Origin of the sequence: Edaphobacter paludis (assembly GCF_039993895.1) — a bacterium.
GTDB classification, from domain to species: domain Bacteria; phylum Acidobacteriota; class Terriglobia; order Terriglobales; family Acidobacteriaceae; genus Edaphobacter; species Edaphobacter paludis.
Genome location: NZ_CP121194.1, coordinates 3778772 through 3795012 on the forward strand (window position 1 = coordinate 3778772; position 16241 = coordinate 3795012).

Below are 16241 nucleotides of genomic sequence, written 5' to 3' on the forward strand. Positions count from 1 at the left end.
AATCCGCCTAAGGAGGAACGATGGACCAGACAGTCGAAGTTCCGGAGCAAGTCGAAGCCCCATCCATCGTCTCCGAGTCGATCGGGGTCGAGATCTATGACCAGATCTACAATCTGCGCGGCACGGACGCGGCCTATATCGAGCGGCTGGCGCATATGGTCGATGCCAAGATGCGCGCCGTCTCGGCGCATGGCGGCACGGTCGACAGTTTGCGCGTGGCGGTGCTGGCGGCGCTGAACATCGCCGATGAGCTGTGCACCTCACGACAGCGGCAGGACATGCTTGCCGGAAGCCTGTCGCAGTCACAGGTCTCGATGCGCTCGCGCGCGGGATCGCTGGCGGGACTGTTGGACGAGGTTCTGGAAGAGCGCAAGGCCGGCTAGTTTCCCACCCCTCGCCTCAGCAAAAGAGGAGCCCGCGTGTATATCCCCAAGGCTAATGAAGAAACCCGGCTCGAAGTCCTACACGATCTGATCGAATCGCATCCGTTGGCATCGCTGGTCACGATGGGCCCGTCTGGGCTGTTGGCTTCTCATCTGCCGATGGTTCTCGAACGCAAATCGGCGACGCGAGGATTGTTGAAGGGACATCTCTCGCGGGCAAACAAGCAATGGCGCGACTTTCTGCCTGCGGTCGAGGCTTTGGCGATCTTCTCCGGACCGGAGCATTACATTACTCCATCGTGGTACGCGGAGAAGGAAGAGACCGGCAAGGTTGTGCCCACGTGGAACTATGCCGTTGTCCATGTCTACGGGCCCCTGAAGGTGATTGAAGACCCAGCGTGGCTCATCGAGCATCTCAACGCGCTGACTACGATTCACGAATCTACATTGCCTGCTCCATGGCAGGTCAGCGATGCGCCTGCTGATTATGTTGAATCGCTGCTGAATGGAATCGTCGGGCTGGAGCTGCCCATCGAACGCATCGAGGGCAAATGGAAGGCCAGCCAGAACAGATCGGAGCGCGACCGCGTCGGGATCGTTGAGGGGCTAGAGCGTCTCAATACTCCTGCAAGCCTTGCGATGAAAGCGCTTGTGGCTTCGGGGCAGAAGTGACTCGATCTGCTGCACTCCTATCGTATGCCGTGCTGTCAACTTGCTAATCTAGGCTTTGCCGTTTAGCATCCAACCTAAGAAACCGGCCTGCTAAGCAGGTGCGCGATCAACGCTGGTTGAACCAACATTCATTGAACAGGGGTCTTGACTCGTATACATGGCTCGGTGTGCAACGTCCGCCAGTCCGGAATGCCTAAAGAGCCACGGCAGGGTCCCGCCGTCTTAGGACGGGTTCACCAGCGCTTCGACGCACGGCCCCGCGGGTCGGTCTTCTTTTTGTCGTCGGCAATCTTCTTTGCCTGAATTCAGAACGTGCATCCCATCCTCTTCCACTTCGGTCACATTACTCTGCCTACCTTCGGCGTCCTCGCCGCATTGGGACTGATGGCGGCTCTGGCTCTTAGTCTGCGAACGGCAACCATCGCCGGACTTAACCCGGACCGGCTTTGGAACGCTGGATTATTTTTGTTGCTCTCGGCGTTTGTGCTTTCGCGGTTGTTACTGGTCGTGATGTACCTGCACGCTTTTTTGACTTATCCCATTCTTTTGCTGGCAGTGCCCTCGCTTACGCCGCTGGGGCTTCTGCTGACTGGGGTTGTCACAGTGCTTTATCTGCGGGTACGGCGGCTTCCGTTTCTCACGACGCTGGATGCGTGGGCCCCCTGCGCAATGCTGGTCTGGGCGTTTCTTGCGCTGGGGCACTTTGCCGAGGGCAGCGATCCCGGGCTGCCGACAACGCTGCCCTGGGGAGTCGCGATGAGTGCCGGCGGCATTCGCCTGCATCCCGTGGCTCTGTATGCTGTGATTGTGGCCCTTTTGATTACGGCTGCTCTATTGCGCCAGTTGCGCCACTACAGACGTCGCGGCGATGTTGCGGTTTTTGGCCTCGCTGCGGTTGGAATTGCGCAGTATCTGCTGACTTTTCTTCGTCAGCCTGACCCATCGATGGAAGTGTTCGGCAATGTTCTCGATCCGATTCAATGGGTTGCCATAGGAATGATCGTTGTGGCTGGAGTGATCTGGCTGCAACCACGAAAGCTGGTGTCCCATGCCGTCTAAAAATATGTTGCCCAAGGGCCAGCGTCGCCACTCTGTCATGGCGGAATATCGAGCCACGCGAGGCGTCGAAGAACCTGTCCCGCTGCCTGTTCCCGTGCTTGATATTGAAGACGAAACGGAAGATGGCGTTCGCACCTTTACAGCCGACGTTGCAGCAGCCGGCTTACGGCTCGATCAATATCTGGCGCAGGCGATACCCGACATCAGCCGCGCGCGGGTGCAGATGCTGATTGAAAACGGCCAGGTGCGTGTGGACGGACAGACCGCCAAGCCGAAGCACAAGCTGCATGGAGGCGAAGCTCTTGAGATTGAAGGGGCTCCGCATCCGCCGCCGCTGCATGCGATTCCTGAAGACATTCCACTGGATGTTTTGTATGAAGATCAATATCTGGCGGTCATCAATAAACCGGCCGGGATGATGGTTCACGCCGGTTCGGGCGCGAGTGAAGATGCGCGCAATCGCGGAACGCTGGTGAATGCCCTGCTCTTTCACTTTGCAAAGCTGTCTGACGTAGGAGGCGAGCTTCGGCCCGGCATCGTGCATCGTCTGGACAAGCAGACCAGCGGGATTATCGTGGTGGCCAAGGATGACAGCACTCATCGCAAGCTGGGAGAGATGTTCTCGCAGCGCGAGATTGCCAAGACCTACGTTGCGCTGGTCCATGGCAATGTTGCCAAGGACGAGACGACCGTCAACCTGCCGATAGCCCGCGATCTGGTACGCCGCATACGGATGACGACGCGCCGGGCGGATGGACGGTCGGCGGTCTCGCATGTAAAGGTTTTGGAGCGCATCAAGTCAGACCATGGCCTGTTTACGCTGGTCGAGGTTCGTATCGAAACCGGACGGACGCACCAGATTCGCGTCCATATGCAGTCGCTGGGGCACCCTGTGGTCGGGGATCACCTGTACGGCGCGCCCCACCGCATTGGCGATGCGGAGACGGGCCTGTCGCTGGAGCGGAATTTTCTCCACGCGGCGCATTTGGCCTTTACCCATCCTCAAACCAAAAAGGCAATGGAGATTGATGCCCCTCTCCCAGCCGACCTCGAAGCATTTATTGGGACAATCCGGGCGGGTTTTGGCGGAGTTGAGTAGAATCAATGCTTGTGACTGCAATTAACCGTATCCATGGTAAGCCCGGGCTGTTGACCTCTGCTTTACTGCTCCCCGTTGCGCTCCTCTCGATCGCGTTTGCCGCTGCGCCTGTATATGCGCAGACCCAGGCAGCGGGCTCGGCAACCGCTGCTCCCCCGCCCCCACAGCCATCTCCCACGGTGCAGCAGCCGACGGCTTCCCCCGCAGCGCCCCAGGGCCAGCCTGGGTCACAGAACGAGCCGATTACGACCATCCAGGTCCAGGTCAACGAAGTCAACCTGATCTTTACTGTCACCGACAAGAAGGGCCGCTTTATTACCGGGCTCCAGCGCCAGAACTTCGGCCTGCTCGATGATGGACGGCCTCCGGAGGCGGTGCTCGGCTTTACGCAGCAGACCAATCTGCCGCTTCGCGTCGGCATCATGCTGGATACCAGCAGCTCCATTCGCCAGCGTTTTCAGTTCGAGCAGGACTCGGCTATCGAGTTTCTATTGCAGGTGCTGCATCTCAACGACAGGGCGTTTGTTGAGGGCTTTGATATTGCGACGGATGTATCCCAGGGTTTTACAAACAACGTCGATCAACTGAACCAGGGAATTCGCAAGCTGCGCCCGGGCGGAGGTACAGCGCTCTATGACGCGCTGTACAAGACCTGCCGCGACCAGATGCTGAGTCTTCCCGAACCGGGTTCAGTACGACGCGCTTTGATTCTTGTCTCCGACGGCGACGATAACTACAGCCGGGCGCAGGAGAGCGACGCCATCAAGATGTGCCAGCGCGCCAACACAATCGTTTATGCGATCAGTACGAATGTCAGCCCCAGCCGCGACAAGGGTGACGATGTTCTGAAGGCAATCTCGGAGGCGACCGGCGGCCAGGCCTTTTATCCCACAAAGATCGAAGATGTAGCGATCGGCTTCCGCAATATCGAGCAGGAACTGCGTAGCCAATATTCGCTGGTATATCGCCCGGCAGACTTCAAGCAGGACGGAGCCTTCCGAACGATCTACCTTCAGGCACTCGATCCGCGATATCACGTCCGTGCGCAGAAGGGCTACTTCGCCCCGAAGCCGCCGCAGTAAATTACCAGCAAGGAGATGGACGCTATGGCTGAAGGCGCAGAGTTGTGGAAGAAGGTTGACCGGTACATTACCGATCAACTGATCCCGGCCGATCCGGTTCTTGATGAAGCACAGGAAGCGAATGCAGCCGCTGGATTGCCTGCGATTGATGTTGCGCCCAACCAGGGCAAGATGCTGCACCTGCTGGCTCGCGTTGCAGGGGCACGCAACATTCTTGAGATAGGCACGCTGGGCGGGTACAGCACTACATGGCTGGCGAGAGCGCTTCCTGACGACGGTCATCTGATAACTCTCGAAGCGGATGCGAAGCACGCCGAAGTAGCTCGCGGGAACATTGCCCGGGCTGGGCTGGATCATCTTGTTACCGTACGGCTCGGTGCGGCGTTGGATACATTGCCCCGGCTTGAGGAAGAGGGGAAGGGGCCGTTCGACCTCATCTTCATTGATGCGGACAAGCAGAATATCCCGAAATATCTGGCATGGGCGTTGAAGCTCTCCCGTAAGGGAACGCTCATTCTTGTGGACAACGTCATACGCGACGGAGAGGTTATCGACGCGTCGAGCGCAAGTCCGCAGGTGCAGGGTGCGCGGGGACTCTTCGACGCGCTGAAAGCTGAACCTCGCCTGCAAGCGACTGCGCTGCAAACGGTTGGGAGCAAAGGCTATGACGGGTTTGTTATGGCAGTTGTAGTTGCCTGAAAACGGCGTTCATCTCCTCTCGGTTCGTTATTAAAATTTACTGGCTGCGCCTGGCAGAATCTTAAAATCCGGGGTAACTCTCCAGTCGTGTTCGTGTCTAATGAGAGAAGGGAGACATCCCATGAATCTGCGTCGAAGCTTCACGTTACTCTCTTCTCTGGTCATCCTCGCGGTGTGCCCCTTAGTGCTATGTAGTTCAGCGGCAAACGCTCAGCAACCAGCGGGAATTCAAGACGCCTGGACTGCGCTCGCTGATCAGCCTGCGAGCCATACCGCCTTCAGCTTTGACCGCACCATGATGCAGGTTGCGCAGTCGCTGCTGGAGTCGGGCGGAATGAGTCCAGAGCGGGCCGCGGCGGCGCTTACGGGCATCTCGGTGGACAACTACCATTACTCCGAGCCGGCCTTCTACACGCCCGAGGCTATGAGTGCCATCATTGCCAGCTATCATGCGGCCGGGTGGAAGCATCTGGTCAATGCCAATCAGTCACCGCAGTCTTCGGCACAGCCTCGCGGTGTCATTACCGACCTCTGGCTGCATAATTCTGGTCCGAACATCAGCGGCGTTGTGGTGCTTACACGCTCTCCGCGCGATATGAGCGTCATCCAGATCACGTGCGAGCTTCGCCCTCTCGATCTGGTACACCTCAGCGGGCACTTCGGCATTCCCAAGGTCGATCCCAATGCGGTGATGGTGCCTTCTCCAGACGGCAGGTAACTTCTACCAGCCGTATTGCTCTACCAGCCGCAGGAGTGCGAGCTTTCGCTCGGGAGGCAGAAAGCTTGCTTCGACGGAGTTGGCTGCGAGTTCGCGCATCTGCTCCAGCGTGAAGCCGTATCGTTCCTGGGCGAGAATGTATTCTTCGAGCAGGTTGCTGCCGAACATCGGTGGGTCGTCGGAGTTGAGCGTGACCATCAGGCCGGAATCGAAGTAGTGACGCAGCGGATGCTCGTCGAAGTCCGCGCAACAACCGGTGCGGATATTGCTGGTGACGTTGATCTCGAGCGGAATCTGTTTTTGCGCGAGGACTCCAATCAACTCCGGGTCGTCCTGGGCTGAGAGCGCGTGCCCCACGCGTTCGGCGCCGATATTGATCGCCGACCAGATGCTCTCGGGGCCCACCGATTCTCCGGCGTGGGCGGTCAGGCGCAGCCCGGCCTGCTTCGCCTCTGCATAAAGTTCGCGGAAGAGGCTGGCGTCGCCGCGGGCCTCGTCACCGCCGATGCCGATGCCGACGATGCTGGGATACTTTGGCTGTAACTCCGCCGCCTTGCGAAAGACCTTCGCGGCCTCATCCGTCCCGAAGTGGCGTACTGCGTCGATGATCCAGAGGACGGTAGTGCCGAACTCCTGCTCACCGCGAAGGCGACCGCGCTCGATGGCTTCAACGTAGGGCTCGACCTCGGTCTTCTTCCAGTAATAGATGATGCCGAAGGAGATGTAGACTTCGGCGTGAACGACTCCCTGCGCAGCCAGCTCGCGGATCATGTTGTAGGTGATGAGCTCGTAGTCTTCCGGCCCGCGCAGACGCTCGGTGACGGCTTTGAAGGACATGAGGAAGCCGAGGAAGTTTTCGTACTTGTACAACTCGCTGGCGGATTCGAGGGTAAGAGGCTCGGCATCATGGCGGCGGCTCAGCTCGACCAGCGTCTGGGGCAGGATGGTGCCTTCAAGGTGGAGGTGCAGTTCAGCCTTGGGGAGTTTGCGCAGCCAGTCGACTACATCGATCTCAGGGTCGCGCTTTGTGCTTCGTTTCGCCATCTCACCAGTCTATTCGAGTGAAGGTACAACATATCGGATAGGCGTCTCATCCTACTATTGCTTGCAACTATAGATTTTGGGAGAAACGGCATGAGCGTAGAGACAATGCAGGAACTTTTTATCGACGAATTGAAAGACTTATATTCCGCGGAGAAGCAGATCACACGCGCACTTCCCAAGCTGGCTAAAGCTGCAACTTCTGCAGAGTTGAAACAGGCGTTTTTGAGCCACCTGGAAGAGACGAACGGGCAGGTTGCGCGGCTGGAACAGGCTTTTCAGATTCTGGGAAAGAGTCCGAAGGGAAAGACCTGCGTCGGCATGAAGGGCGTGCTCGAAGAAGGCTCTGAGGTTCTCGAAGATACCGGCAAGGGCGTTGTACGGGACGCCGCGCTGATCTCTGCCGCGCAGCGGGTAGAGCACTATGAGATGGCCGGCTATGGTTCAGCCCAGGCGTTCGCAAAGCTACTGGGGCAGAGTGAAATCGCAAAACTCCTCGAAGCAACACTCGCCGAAGAGAAGGCAGCCGACAAGAAGCTGAGTGGTATTTCGAAGCAGGTGAACGCAGAAGCTAAACGCGCCGGTTAGAGGAGGTTTAGCACTCTCAATGAGCCGCGGCGGCGGCTCATTTCTTTTGTGAGCAGGATCTATTTTTCATAGGATTGAAAAGCGGAATAGGATTGCCGGATGAAGAAGAAGTACCTTGGACCTAAACCGCCAAAGCGTGGAGCGATTTTAGAAACCCGTCGCCAGTTAAAGATGGCAAAGTCCGCGCACGCTTATGTGCGGGGCAACACGATCCAGTTTTACGAGTGGCTGCAGACCGAAAGCGCAGCCTTGCTGCCGAAGGGGCCATCCATCTGGATCTGCGGCGATTGCCATGTAGGCAACCTGGGACCTGTGGGCAACTCCGACGGCGAGATTGAGCTGGCGATCCGAGACCTCGATCAAACAGTGATTGGAAATCCAGCGCACGACCTGGTTCGATTAGGACTTTCCCTGGCCACTGCGGCGAGGGGTTCTGATCTTCCCGGCGTGACGACGGCCCGGATGATCGAGCAGATGACAGAGGGATATCAGGAGGCGCTTGCTCCCCGGCGGAAGCAGAAGGTTAAAAAAGGGAAGATCCCGGACCCGGTTCAGACGGTACTCAAACAGGCTCTTCGACGCCGGTGGAAAAATCTGGCGAATGAGCGCATTGAAGGGGTCAGTCCCCAGATCCCGCTCGGAGAACGGTTCTGGGCTTTATCCAAGGAGGAGAGGCTCCGGATCAAAGAGCTGTTCGCAACGGAAGCTGCCAGGAAACTCGTGACATGTTTGCAGGATCGGGAGGACGACGCACCTATTGAGGTTGTCGACGCAGCCTACTGGATGAAGGGCTGCAGTTCCTTGGGGCGATTGCGTTATGCCGTTCTGGTGCGCGTGGGGAAGACGAAAGGAACCGAAGAAAAGTTTTGCCTCATCGACATAAAAGAGGGCGTGGCCGCGGCCGCCCCGCGCGCCAGAGGAAGCAAAGTCTTCAAAGACCATGCAGCCCGTGTGGTTGAGGGTGCAATGAACCTTTCGCCCTTTCTGGGGGAGAGAATGCTCCCGGCAAAGCTTCTTGGACGTTCCGTTGTAATGCGGGAACTGCTGCCTCAAGATCTGAAGTTAGAGATGGAGTCTTTGACTGTGGATGAAGCGGTTGCTGCCGCACGTCATCTGGCGTTCGTGGTCGGCCGCGCTCACGCACGGCAGATGGACGCCAAGACGAGGAAGAAGTGGCGGGAGGTGCTGAATCGCAGCCGACTGAAGACACTGGACGCTCCTTCATGGCTGTGGAAGAGCGTGGTGGAGTTAGTGGCACGCCACGAAGCGGCATATCTTGAGCATTGCCGTCAGTATGCGCTTCAGACAAAATGAAGCGGCGCGCGTCGTCTAGTTTTTGTAAAACTCGCTTCGTTTGCGGCTGTAGAAGATGTACACGCCCAGACCGATGATCAGCCACACGAAGAACCGTATCCAGGTTTTAGCTGGCAGCCCCGCCATCAGCAGCACGCAGAACAGTACGGAGAGCACTGGAATGATGGGCCCAAAGGGAACGCGAAAGCCTCGGGGCCGCTCCGGTTGGCGCACGCGGAGTACGATCACACCGATCGACACCAGTACAAAGGCGAACAGCGTTCCGATGTTCGACATCTCAGCGAAGGTGCCTACGTCAAAGAGGCCTGCGGGAATTGCCACGAGGACTCCTGCCACCCAGGTGGCGAAGGCTGGCGTGCGGAACTTCGGGTGTACGCGGCTGAAGACGTCGGGCAACAGGCGGTCGCGCGACATTGCAAACCATACCCGTGCCTGCCCCAGCTGGAAGACGAGAATGGACGAGATCATTCCCACCAGCGCACCGATGAGTACCGCAAGCCTCACCCAGTGCAGGCTGTGGCCTCCCGGCTCGGTGGTTGCGACTCTCTTCAGCGCGTTGACGACGGGAGCGCCATCACCGGCGACGGACTGCCAGGGAACCAGGCCGGTCAGCACCACGGCCACTCCGACGTACAGGATGGTGCAGACGACCAGCGTTGCGATGATGCCGATGGGCACGTCGCGGCGGGGATTTTTGCACTCCTCGCTTGCCGTCGAGATGGAATCGAAACCAATATAGGTGAAGAAGATTATCGAGCCACCGGCGAGAATGCCGCTCATACCGTTGGGAGAGAATGGCGTGTAGTTGGCCGGATGAATGAAGCTGAGTCCGAAGAAGACGAACAGCAGAATCGCTGCGATCTTCACCAAGACCATAATGTTGTTGGTACGCGAGGACTCGCGGATGCCGCGCACAAGCACGACAGTCAGCAGCAGCACAATTAAAAATGCCGGAATGTTGAAGCCTGCGTGCCACCCCGGGGTGTAGATGTCGTTTCCCTGAAGGTCCTGGAGGCCCAGCGGAAGATAAGCGGGGGAGAGCCATTTTGGCGATATGTGGATTCCCATCCAGTCCAGCAGGGCGACCACATGCGCCGCAAAGCCGACGCTCACGCTCATGTTCGAGAAGGCGTACTCGAGGATCAGGTCCCAGCCGATGATCCAAGCCACCAGTTCGCCGAGCGTCGCGTAGGTGTAGGTGTAAGCCGACCCGGCGATGGGGATCATCGATGCGAGTTCGGCGTAACAGAGACCAGTGAGCGCGCAGACGATGGCAACCAGTACCAGCGAGATTGCCAGTGCCGGTCCTGCGCCGGGGCGTCCGGCGATGGCTCCGTGATGCAAAAGCAGATCGATGACAGGCGAATCGGACCACGAGACGAGCGCGGCTGGGTTCCCGCCGATCGCCACGCCGATCACCGTAAAGATTCCCGACCCGATGACCGCGCCGATGCCCAGCGCCGTCAAAGACACCGGACCCAGCGTCTTCTTCAACGCGTGCTCCGGCCGCTCCGATTCAGAGATCAGCTTGTCGATCGATTTGGTGCGAAATATCTGTCTGGCCAGCGGAATTGCTCCTCAAACAGAATCATTCTGGAGCAGCTTGAAGTCTTATCCGGACGGAATTGCTCTGAGCGGAACATCGTCGCTCGATAATGCAGCGAGAGCCGCATTGCCGGTTCCGCTCAGAGCTTTATTCCGTTACCGCTTGCTTTGTCCGCGTGAAGCTTTCTTGATCTTGGCTTTGTTCTCGCCGCGAGCGCCGGTGCGCTTTGCCTTGGGGGCGGCCTTCTTACGTGCTGCGCGCTTTACCTTCTTGCGCTCTTCGGTGTCGGTGATGCTCTTTGTATTTGCCATGTATCGATGCCAATCTTTCCAGGTGCGATTTTCAGAACTTTAGAGGCGCTCCAGTTGGGCGAACTTCTCCACCAGCTTCTTAACGCCGTGCTGTTGAAATTGTACTGTAATCTTCGCGTCATCCCCGTCGCCTTCGCGGCGAAAGACAGTTCCTTCGCCATACTTGGGGTGCCGGACGCGCATTCCCTGCTGCAGCCCGGTCTTGCCGGTGGCCTCGGGAATGTCCAGCTTTGGCCGCGAGATCTTCTGTCCGCGGGCCGCAAAGAAGCTGGCGATGTTGTCGATGGATTGGCCGGGAACAGCGGTTTTGCTGAATTTCGAACGAGCGCTGCTTCCTGATGCGCTGCTCTGGGCACTCTGGGCTCTCTGGTCTTCATCCTCGTAGCTGTAATGGCGTTCGCCTACGTCTGTGTTGCCGGCGCCAAAGCGATTCGCCTTCGGGTACGGGGTTGAGTAGGAGTTTCCATAATCCGAGCCGGAAAACTGCGGACGCGCCGGGGGGCTGCCGAGGTCTTCGACCAGACGCGATGGAACCTCTTCGAGAAAGCGCGAAGGGATGCTCGACTCCGGCATGTCGCTGCCATAGCGACGACGGTAGCGGGCGCGAGTCATCACCAGCGTATCCATGGCGCGGGTCATGCCGACGTAGCAGAGCCGACGCTCCTCCTCGAGGCCGATGGGGTCGGTGAAGGTGCGCGAGTGCGGAAAGAGGCCTTCCTCCATTCCCGCCAGAAAGACGAGCGGAAATTCCAGCCCCTTGGCCGCGTGGAGGGTCATCAGGGTTACGCGTGCATCAGCCGAGTACGAGTCCGCATCGCTCACCAGCGCAGCGTGGTCGAGGAATTCGTGCAGCGTCTCGCCACGCTCCTGTGCGTCCTGCGCTGCGTTCGCCAATTCCTTCAGATTCTCAATACGCGAGAATGACTCCGGGGTGGCCTCTTCTTCCAGGACTCGGATGTAGCCACTACGGTCATTTAAAAATTTGATCAACTCCGGCAAGGTAGCTGCATCTCCTGGCTTGCGAAATGCCGGCTTTTCCTCCGCTACTTCCGTCGCAGCAATGGATGTCAATCTGGCAGGAGACGCAGCGGCCGACTTCTTCAATATCACGGGCGCAAAAGGATTAAACGAAACAGCGTCGATCTGGTGCGAGGCATCGGAATCTGTGGCATTCTCCGGCGCGATAGTGGAGATCTCTTCACTTGGACCGAAATCGAAACCGAAGTTAAAGCTGGTGTCGAAGGTTGTGTCGGCCGCGTCATCACTTGTTGGAGCAGCCTCAAAGTCTGCAACGTCAAACGAAGCATCCTCGCTGGCTGTTCCCTGATCGCTGTCCCCTGTTTCCTGTTCTTCCACATCTGCGGCGAGCTTTTCTGCAAATCCCGGGCCCAGCATTGCACGAGCGTCTTCGATCAAACGACGAAAGCCGCTGAGCGCAATCAATGCCCGCTGCGGCAGCAATTTGTCCTCAATCGCTTTGCCAATTGCGTCCCACGTGCTCATGCCGGAGGAGAGTGCCATTCGCTCGAGCGTCTCCATCGTCGTCTTGCCGATGCCTCGCGGAGGCGAGTTGACCACGCGGCCCAGCGCGATGGAGTCGTGCACATTCTGCACCAGCTTCATATAGCTGAGGATGTCTTTTACCTCGGCGCGGTCATAGAAGCTGAATCCCCCGACCATGTGGTATTGGATCTGATATCGCCGCAGGGCCTCTTCTACCAGTCGCGACTGCGAGTTCGTGCGGTAGAGCACAGCGCAGCGGGGCGCGTCTTCCTGCTGCCCGGCAGCGCGAAGATATTTTTGGATGCGGTCTGCGATGAACAGGGCTTCGTTCTCTCCGTCGGGAGCCTCGTAGAAGCCGATCAGCGAACCGCCCTCGCGCGAGGTCCAGAGGTTCTTGCCTTTTCGCTGCGTATTCTGCGCGACCACTGCCGACGCACCCTCCAGGATCACCTGCGTCGAGCGATAGTTCTGCTCCAGCCGGATGGTCCGAACGTGGGGAAAGTCTTTTTCGAACTCCAGAATGTTGCGAATGTCGGCACCGCGCCAGCTATAGATGGACTGGTCTTCATCGCCGACGACGCAGACGTTCCCCTCCGGTCCGGAGAGCAGCTTCATTAGCTCGTATTGCGGACGGTTGGTGTCCTGATACTCGTCGATCATCAGATATCTGTAGCGGCGGTTGTACCGTTCTCTTACCTCGCTGGACGACTTCAGCAGCCGGACAGTTTCGAGCAGCAGATCGTCGAAGTCGAGCGCATTGGCCTTGAATAGCTCCTTTCGATAGATCTCGAAGATGTGCGCAATCTTCTCCTCCATCGGATTCGCGCTGGCAAGAAAATACTCCTGCGGATCGATCATGTGGTTCTTCGCCCACGAGATTCGCCCCAATGCGACGCGCGGCTTCAGCGACTTGTCATCGATCGCCAATCGCTTCAGCGCCTGCTTCACAACTGCCTGCTGATCGGTCTCGTCGTAGATGGCAAACGTTCGCGTAAGGCCAACGCCATTGACCCGCATGGCCTCGATGTCGCGGCGCAAGACGCGCACACAGAATGAGTGGAACGTGGCCAGCATGGGCTTGGCCAGCGACGTGTGCCCCATAATTTTATCGACTCGTTCGGCCATCTCCTTTGCCGCCTTATTGGTAAAGGTCACCGCGAGAATCGAGTCCGCTGGAACACCTCTCTCCTTGATGAGATAGGCGATGCGATGCGTAATCACGCGGGTCTTGCCGCTGCCCGCTCCAGCCAGCAACAGCACGGGGCCATCGACGGCTTCGACGCCCTCCCGCTGCTGCGGGTTCATATTTGCAACCAACTCCGATGACATCCTTAAGCTCCAACCTCAATTTTACGTTCATAGCGCGGGAATGATTTCCAGCGCCGCTGTGTATAGAAATCAACCTGCTGAAAGGCGTCCTATCGCCCGAAATAATTTCAAGCTCGCGCTGCGAATTTATTTGATTCCGAATGAATATTTTTTCATCTGATCGGGAACCACCCACGTCCAATCTGCGTAATCAATCTCAACGACGAATCTCCTGAACCTTAGGCAGAGAGATTCCGCCGCACGCATTCATCAGGGAACTTTATGGGCTACAAAACGCAATTTGCATTCGTTGTCGCAACCGCTTCCCCACCCGGTGATTAATTCAGGGCCCCGCGCTTCCATCTGATTTCGACCGGAATTACCGGGTTCGAATTCATACGCACAGCCTAAACCGAACTCCAGCTATCTTCCGTGCGTCCCTCGACTCCTCTGACGGATGCCAACTCTAAACTATGCCCGCACGGCAACGTTTGTGGAACGTCCCCGAGTTTCACTGACGCCAACATCGCCATACCAGGAGTTTCTCTTATGATTCGCAAGTCTCTTTTCATCGCGCCTCTTGCCGTTGCATGCCTGCTTGCTTCACAGGCAGTCTATGCCTCTCCAGTCAACGTACTCACACCGGTCAACGCCATGTTCGCACGGTCGAAGACCATCAAGTTCGAGCTTCATAATGCTTCTGCCTCGCCGATGGATCTCAAGGCCGGCGATACGATGATGACGCTCAAAGCTGGCGAGACTATCTCCGTCAATCTTGCACCCGGCACCCGCATCGTCACCAACTCGGCCAACAGCAACCATCCTGCCGGAACACTTGTTCTTGAAGTTTCAGCAGCGTTCAACGGATCCACAATTACTCTCCGCTAAATTCCGTCTTCTTCCTTTCACTTCTCTTTGCACGAGGGCAGACTCCTTGTCTGCCCTCCTATCATCGATGCCACGGATCACAATTTATTCCTTGCTCACCAAGGGACGATATTCTGTGAGCATGCCGATTCGTAATATCGCTGTCTTCTGCGCCTCCGCCAATGGGGTTGATCCCGCTTACCAAGCCGCTGCGGACGATCTGGGTCGCGCGCTTGCCGCTCACGACATCGGCATCATTTATGGGGGCGCCAAAGTGGGCCTTATGTGCGCCGTCGCTGAGGCGGCGCTGACGCATGGAGGGCACGTAGTCGGAGTGATTCCCGAGGTGCTCGTCGACCTCGAAGTGGCGCACGAGGGCGTTACCGAGTTGCACGTCGTCGACACTATGCACACTCGCAAGGCGCTGATGGGAGAAAAATCCGATGCCTTCATCATCATGCCCGGCGGCTTCGGAACGCTCGAAGAGATGTTCGAAGTGCTCGCCTGGCAGACGCTGAGACTGCACGATAAACCGATCGTGCTGTTAAACATCAACGGATTCTACGACCGACTGCTGGGCTTTCTCGACCACGCCGTAGGACAGGGAATGTTGAAGCAGAAGAGCCGCGAGATACTTCTGGTCGCCAGCAGTGTTGACGCAGCGTTAAAGATGCTGAGCATCACCAAATAGCTATGAGTGGCGACTGCCCTGTTCGTTTACCGCCCATTACTTGCGTTTAGCGCACGTTTTGCGGAACACTGAATATGTATCTAGTTTACATATTCAGGAGGCATGATGCTTCAACAGCAAAAGGAAATAGTTCAGGCCACGGTCCCGGTTTTACAGCAGTATGGCGAAGCGATTACGACGGTCTTCTACACCACGCTGTTCGAGGAGAATCCCTCCCTCTTCAACATCTTCAATCCTGCTAACCAGCAGAATGGCGGGCAGGCGCGCAGTCTCGCAGCCTCGATTCTTGCCTATGCCGCTCACATCGATCGGCTTGACCAACTCGGCGGCATGGTTAATCGCATCACGCACAAACATGCCAGCCTCGAAGTTCAGCCTGAGCACTATCCCATTGTTGGTGACCATCTGTTACGCGCCATCCGTACCGTGCTCGGCGATGCCGCTACGCCTGAGGTCATTGACGCCTGGGCCGCGGCCTATGGCCAGCTTGCAGAGATTATGACTGGAGTGGAGCAGAAGCTTTACACCGAAGGCCGGAGCCAGTTGGGAGGATGGGCGGGGTATTCTCCACTGACGGTAGAGCGCAAAGTCGTGGAGAGCGACGTCATCACATCCTTCCACCTTGTCTCGCCTACCGGCGCACCATTGCCGACATTTCTTCCGGGGCAGTATCTCGGGGTCAAAGCGCAGGTTCCCGACTCCCCTTTTGAGCAGATTCGCCAGTACAGCCTGTCTCGAGTGCCCAATGGCCGCACCTACCGCATCAGCGTAAAGCGTGAGTCTGCTCCAGCGCATATCGCAGCGGCGCAGAACGGTTTGATCTCGAATCACCTTCACGAGTCCGTCCACGAGGGAGACACGATCCTGGCGCATGTGCCGCAGGGCGACTTTGTTCTGCGCGACAACGACAAACCAGTGGTACTGCTCAGCGGAGGCGTCGGTATTACCCCGGCCATCTGCATGTTCGAGCACCTCGCGCGAAACTCCAAGCGTCCCGTGCTCTTTGTTCATGCCACCATGCAGCGTAGCCACCATGCATTTAGCGATGAGACAAGAGAGCTCACCGCTGCTCATCCGCACGCGCGCGCTCTTGTCTATTACGAGAAGGTCACGCCAGCGGACGTGCAAGGGCGCGACTTCGATGCAGCGGGGCGCATCTCGATCGACTCTCTCCGTCCTTATCTGCCTCAGCAGCCAGCGGATTTCTACTACTGCGGACCTGTCGGCTTCATGGGCGCGGTCGAAGGTGTTCTCGATTCGCTGAACGTACCCCTCGCCGACCGTTATAGTGAAGCATTCGCTCCTGATCCTTCCTTCGTGACGGAACTGGCTAAAGCGTAACTATAGGAGTCGCACCTTC

16 protein-coding genes and 1 other RNA gene are annotated in these 16241 nt (G+C 57.7%); 13 read left to right on the forward strand and 4 right to left on the reverse strand.

Going from position 1 to position 16241, the window contains the following annotated elements:
* Nucleotides 1–20: 20 nt before the first annotated feature.
* The 8 genes from P4G45_RS15740 to P4G45_RS15775 all read left to right on the forward strand — a co-directional run bounded on the left by P4G45_RS15740 (nt 21) and on the right by P4G45_RS15775 (nt 5712).
* Nucleotides 21–383, forward strand: a complete 363-nt coding sequence (locus P4G45_RS15740; RefSeq protein ID WP_348267426.1) for a cell division protein ZapA — start codon at nt 21–23, stop codon at nt 381–383.
* Nucleotides 384–419: 36 nt separating this feature from the next.
* Complete coding sequence (locus P4G45_RS15745; RefSeq protein ID WP_348267427.1) at nt 420–1055, forward strand: FMN-binding negative transcriptional regulator; 636 nt, start codon at nt 420–422, stop codon at nt 1053–1055.
* An 81-nt stretch (nt 1056–1136) separates the two neighbouring features.
* Nucleotides 1137–1325: non-coding RNA, 6S RNA (ssrS, locus tag P4G45_RS15750), on the forward strand.
* Nucleotides 1326–1367: 42 nt separating this feature from the next.
* Entirely contained in the window at nt 1368–2114 is a 747-nt protein-coding gene (locus P4G45_RS15755; RefSeq protein WP_348267428.1) for a prolipoprotein diacylglyceryl transferase family protein, read from the forward strand.
* Entirely contained in the window at nt 2104–3213 is a 1110-nt protein-coding gene (locus P4G45_RS15760; protein ID WP_348267429.1) for an RluA family pseudouridine synthase, read from the forward strand. Before P4G45_RS15755 ends, P4G45_RS15760 begins: the two co-directional genes overlap by 11 nt.
* A 5-nt stretch (nt 3214–3218) precedes the next feature.
* A complete protein-coding gene (locus P4G45_RS15765; RefSeq protein WP_348267430.1) occupies nt 3219–4295 on the forward strand; it encodes a VWA domain-containing protein in 1077 nt (358 codons plus the stop codon).
* Nucleotides 4296–4319: 24 nt separating this feature from the next.
* Nucleotides 4320–4994 (forward strand): O-methyltransferase, encoded by a 675-nt coding sequence (locus tag P4G45_RS15770; RefSeq protein WP_348267431.1) that lies wholly within the window; start codon nt 4320–4322, stop codon nt 4992–4994.
* Between the two features lie 121 nt (nt 4995–5115).
* Nucleotides 5116–5712, forward strand: coding sequence for a hypothetical protein (locus P4G45_RS15775; RefSeq protein ID WP_348267432.1), 597 nt, complete (start codon nt 5116–5118; stop codon nt 5710–5712).
* A 3-nt stretch (nt 5713–5715) separates the two neighbouring features.
* Here the strand turns inward: P4G45_RS15775 and add are convergent, their stop codons facing one another.
* Nucleotides 5716–6756 (reverse strand): adenosine deaminase, encoded by a 1041-nt coding sequence (add, locus tag P4G45_RS15780; RefSeq protein ID WP_348267433.1) that lies wholly within the window; start codon nt 6754–6756, stop codon nt 5716–5718.
* A gap of 90 nt (nt 6757–6846) precedes the next feature.
* Between add and P4G45_RS15785 the strand changes: the two genes are divergently transcribed.
* Both P4G45_RS15785 and P4G45_RS15790 read left to right on the forward strand, forming a co-directional pair.
* A complete protein-coding gene (locus tag P4G45_RS15785) occupies nt 6847–7341 on the forward strand; it encodes a ferritin-like domain-containing protein (protein ID WP_348267434.1) in 495 nt (164 codons plus the stop codon).
* 99 nt (nt 7342–7440) lie between these two features.
* Nucleotides 7441–8655: a DUF2252 family protein gene (locus P4G45_RS15790; RefSeq protein ID WP_348267435.1), complete on the forward strand. Its 1215-nt coding sequence runs from the start codon at nt 7441–7443 to the stop codon at nt 8653–8655.
* Between the two features lie 15 nt (nt 8656–8670).
* Here the strand turns inward: P4G45_RS15790 and P4G45_RS15795 are convergent, their stop codons facing one another.
* The 3 genes from P4G45_RS15795 to P4G45_RS15805 all read right to left on the reverse strand — a co-directional run bounded on the left by P4G45_RS15795 (nt 8671) and on the right by P4G45_RS15805 (nt 13344).
* Nucleotides 8671–10149 carry an amino acid permease gene (locus P4G45_RS15795; RefSeq protein ID WP_348267436.1) on the reverse strand — a complete coding sequence of 493 codons (1479 nt, stop codon included), beginning with the start codon at nt 10147–10149 and terminating at the stop codon, nt 8671–8673.
* A 207-nt stretch (nt 10150–10356) separates the two neighbouring features.
* Nucleotides 10357–10512 carry a hypothetical protein gene (locus P4G45_RS15800; protein WP_174237972.1) on the reverse strand — a complete coding sequence of 52 codons (156 nt, stop codon included), beginning with the start codon at nt 10510–10512 and terminating at the stop codon, nt 10357–10359.
* Nucleotides 10513–10551: 39 nt separating this feature from the next.
* The gene (locus P4G45_RS15805) at nt 10552–13344 is read right to left on the reverse strand and encodes a UvrD-helicase domain-containing protein (protein WP_348267437.1); all 2793 of its coding nucleotides are present in this window, start codon (nt 13342–13344) and stop codon (nt 10552–10554) included.
* 528 nt (nt 13345–13872) lie between these two features.
* Here P4G45_RS15805 and P4G45_RS15810 point away from each other — a divergent pair.
* The 3 genes from P4G45_RS15810 to hmpA all read left to right on the forward strand — a co-directional run bounded on the left by P4G45_RS15810 (nt 13873) and on the right by hmpA (nt 16222).
* A complete protein-coding gene (locus P4G45_RS15810; RefSeq protein WP_348267438.1) occupies nt 13873–14211 on the forward strand; it encodes a hypothetical protein in 339 nt (112 codons plus the stop codon).
* 121 nt (nt 14212–14332) lie between these two features.
* Nucleotides 14333–14881, forward strand: coding sequence for a TIGR00730 family Rossman fold protein (locus P4G45_RS15815; protein ID WP_348267439.1), 549 nt, complete (start codon nt 14333–14335; stop codon nt 14879–14881).
* A gap of 102 nt (nt 14882–14983) precedes the next feature.
* A complete protein-coding gene (gene hmpA, locus P4G45_RS15820) occupies nt 14984–16222 on the forward strand; it encodes an NO-inducible flavohemoprotein (protein ID WP_348267440.1) in 1239 nt (412 codons plus the stop codon).
* Nucleotides 16223–16241: the final 19 nt, after the last annotated feature.

Bases quoted from the DNA above. Each gene is read 5' to 3' on its own strand.
- P4G45_RS15740 (WP_348267426.1), top strand. From the start codon at position 21: ATGGACCAGACAGTCGAAGTTCCGGAGCAAGTCGAAGCCCCATCCATC.
- P4G45_RS15760 (WP_348267429.1), top strand. From the start codon at position 2,104: ATGCCGTCTAAAAATATGTTGCCCAAGGGCCAGCGTCGCCACTCTGTC.
- P4G45_RS15765 (WP_348267430.1), top strand. From the start codon at position 3,219: ATGCTTGTGACTGCAATTAACCGTATCCATGGTAAGCCCGGGCTGTTG.
- P4G45_RS15770 (WP_348267431.1), top strand. From the start codon at position 4,320: ATGGCTGAAGGCGCAGAGTTGTGGAAGAAGGTTGACCGGTACATTACC.
- P4G45_RS15775 (WP_348267432.1), top strand. From the start codon at position 5,116: ATGAATCTGCGTCGAAGCTTCACGTTACTCTCTTCTCTGGTCATCCTC.
- add (WP_348267433.1), bottom strand. From the start codon at position 6,756: ATGGCGAAACGAAGCACAAAGCGCGACCCTGAGATCGATGTAGTCGAC.
- P4G45_RS15785 (WP_348267434.1), top strand. From the start codon at position 6,847: ATGAGCGTAGAGACAATGCAGGAACTTTTTATCGACGAATTGAAAGAC.
- P4G45_RS15790 (WP_348267435.1), top strand. From the start codon at position 7,441: ATGAAGAAGAAGTACCTTGGACCTAAACCGCCAAAGCGTGGAGCGATT.
- P4G45_RS15800 (WP_174237972.1), bottom strand. From the start codon at position 10,512: ATGGCAAATACAAAGAGCATCACCGACACCGAAGAGCGCAAGAAGGTA.
- P4G45_RS15805 (WP_348267437.1), bottom strand. From the start codon at position 13,344: ATGTCATCGGAGTTGGTTGCAAATATGAACCCGCAGCAGCGGGAGGGC.
- P4G45_RS15810 (WP_348267438.1), top strand. From the start codon at position 13,873: ATGATTCGCAAGTCTCTTTTCATCGCGCCTCTTGCCGTTGCATGCCTG.
- P4G45_RS15815 (WP_348267439.1), top strand. From the start codon at position 14,333: ATGCCGATTCGTAATATCGCTGTCTTCTGCGCCTCCGCCAATGGGGTT.
- hmpA (WP_348267440.1), top strand. From the start codon at position 14,984: ATGATGCTTCAACAGCAAAAGGAAATAGTTCAGGCCACGGTCCCGGTT.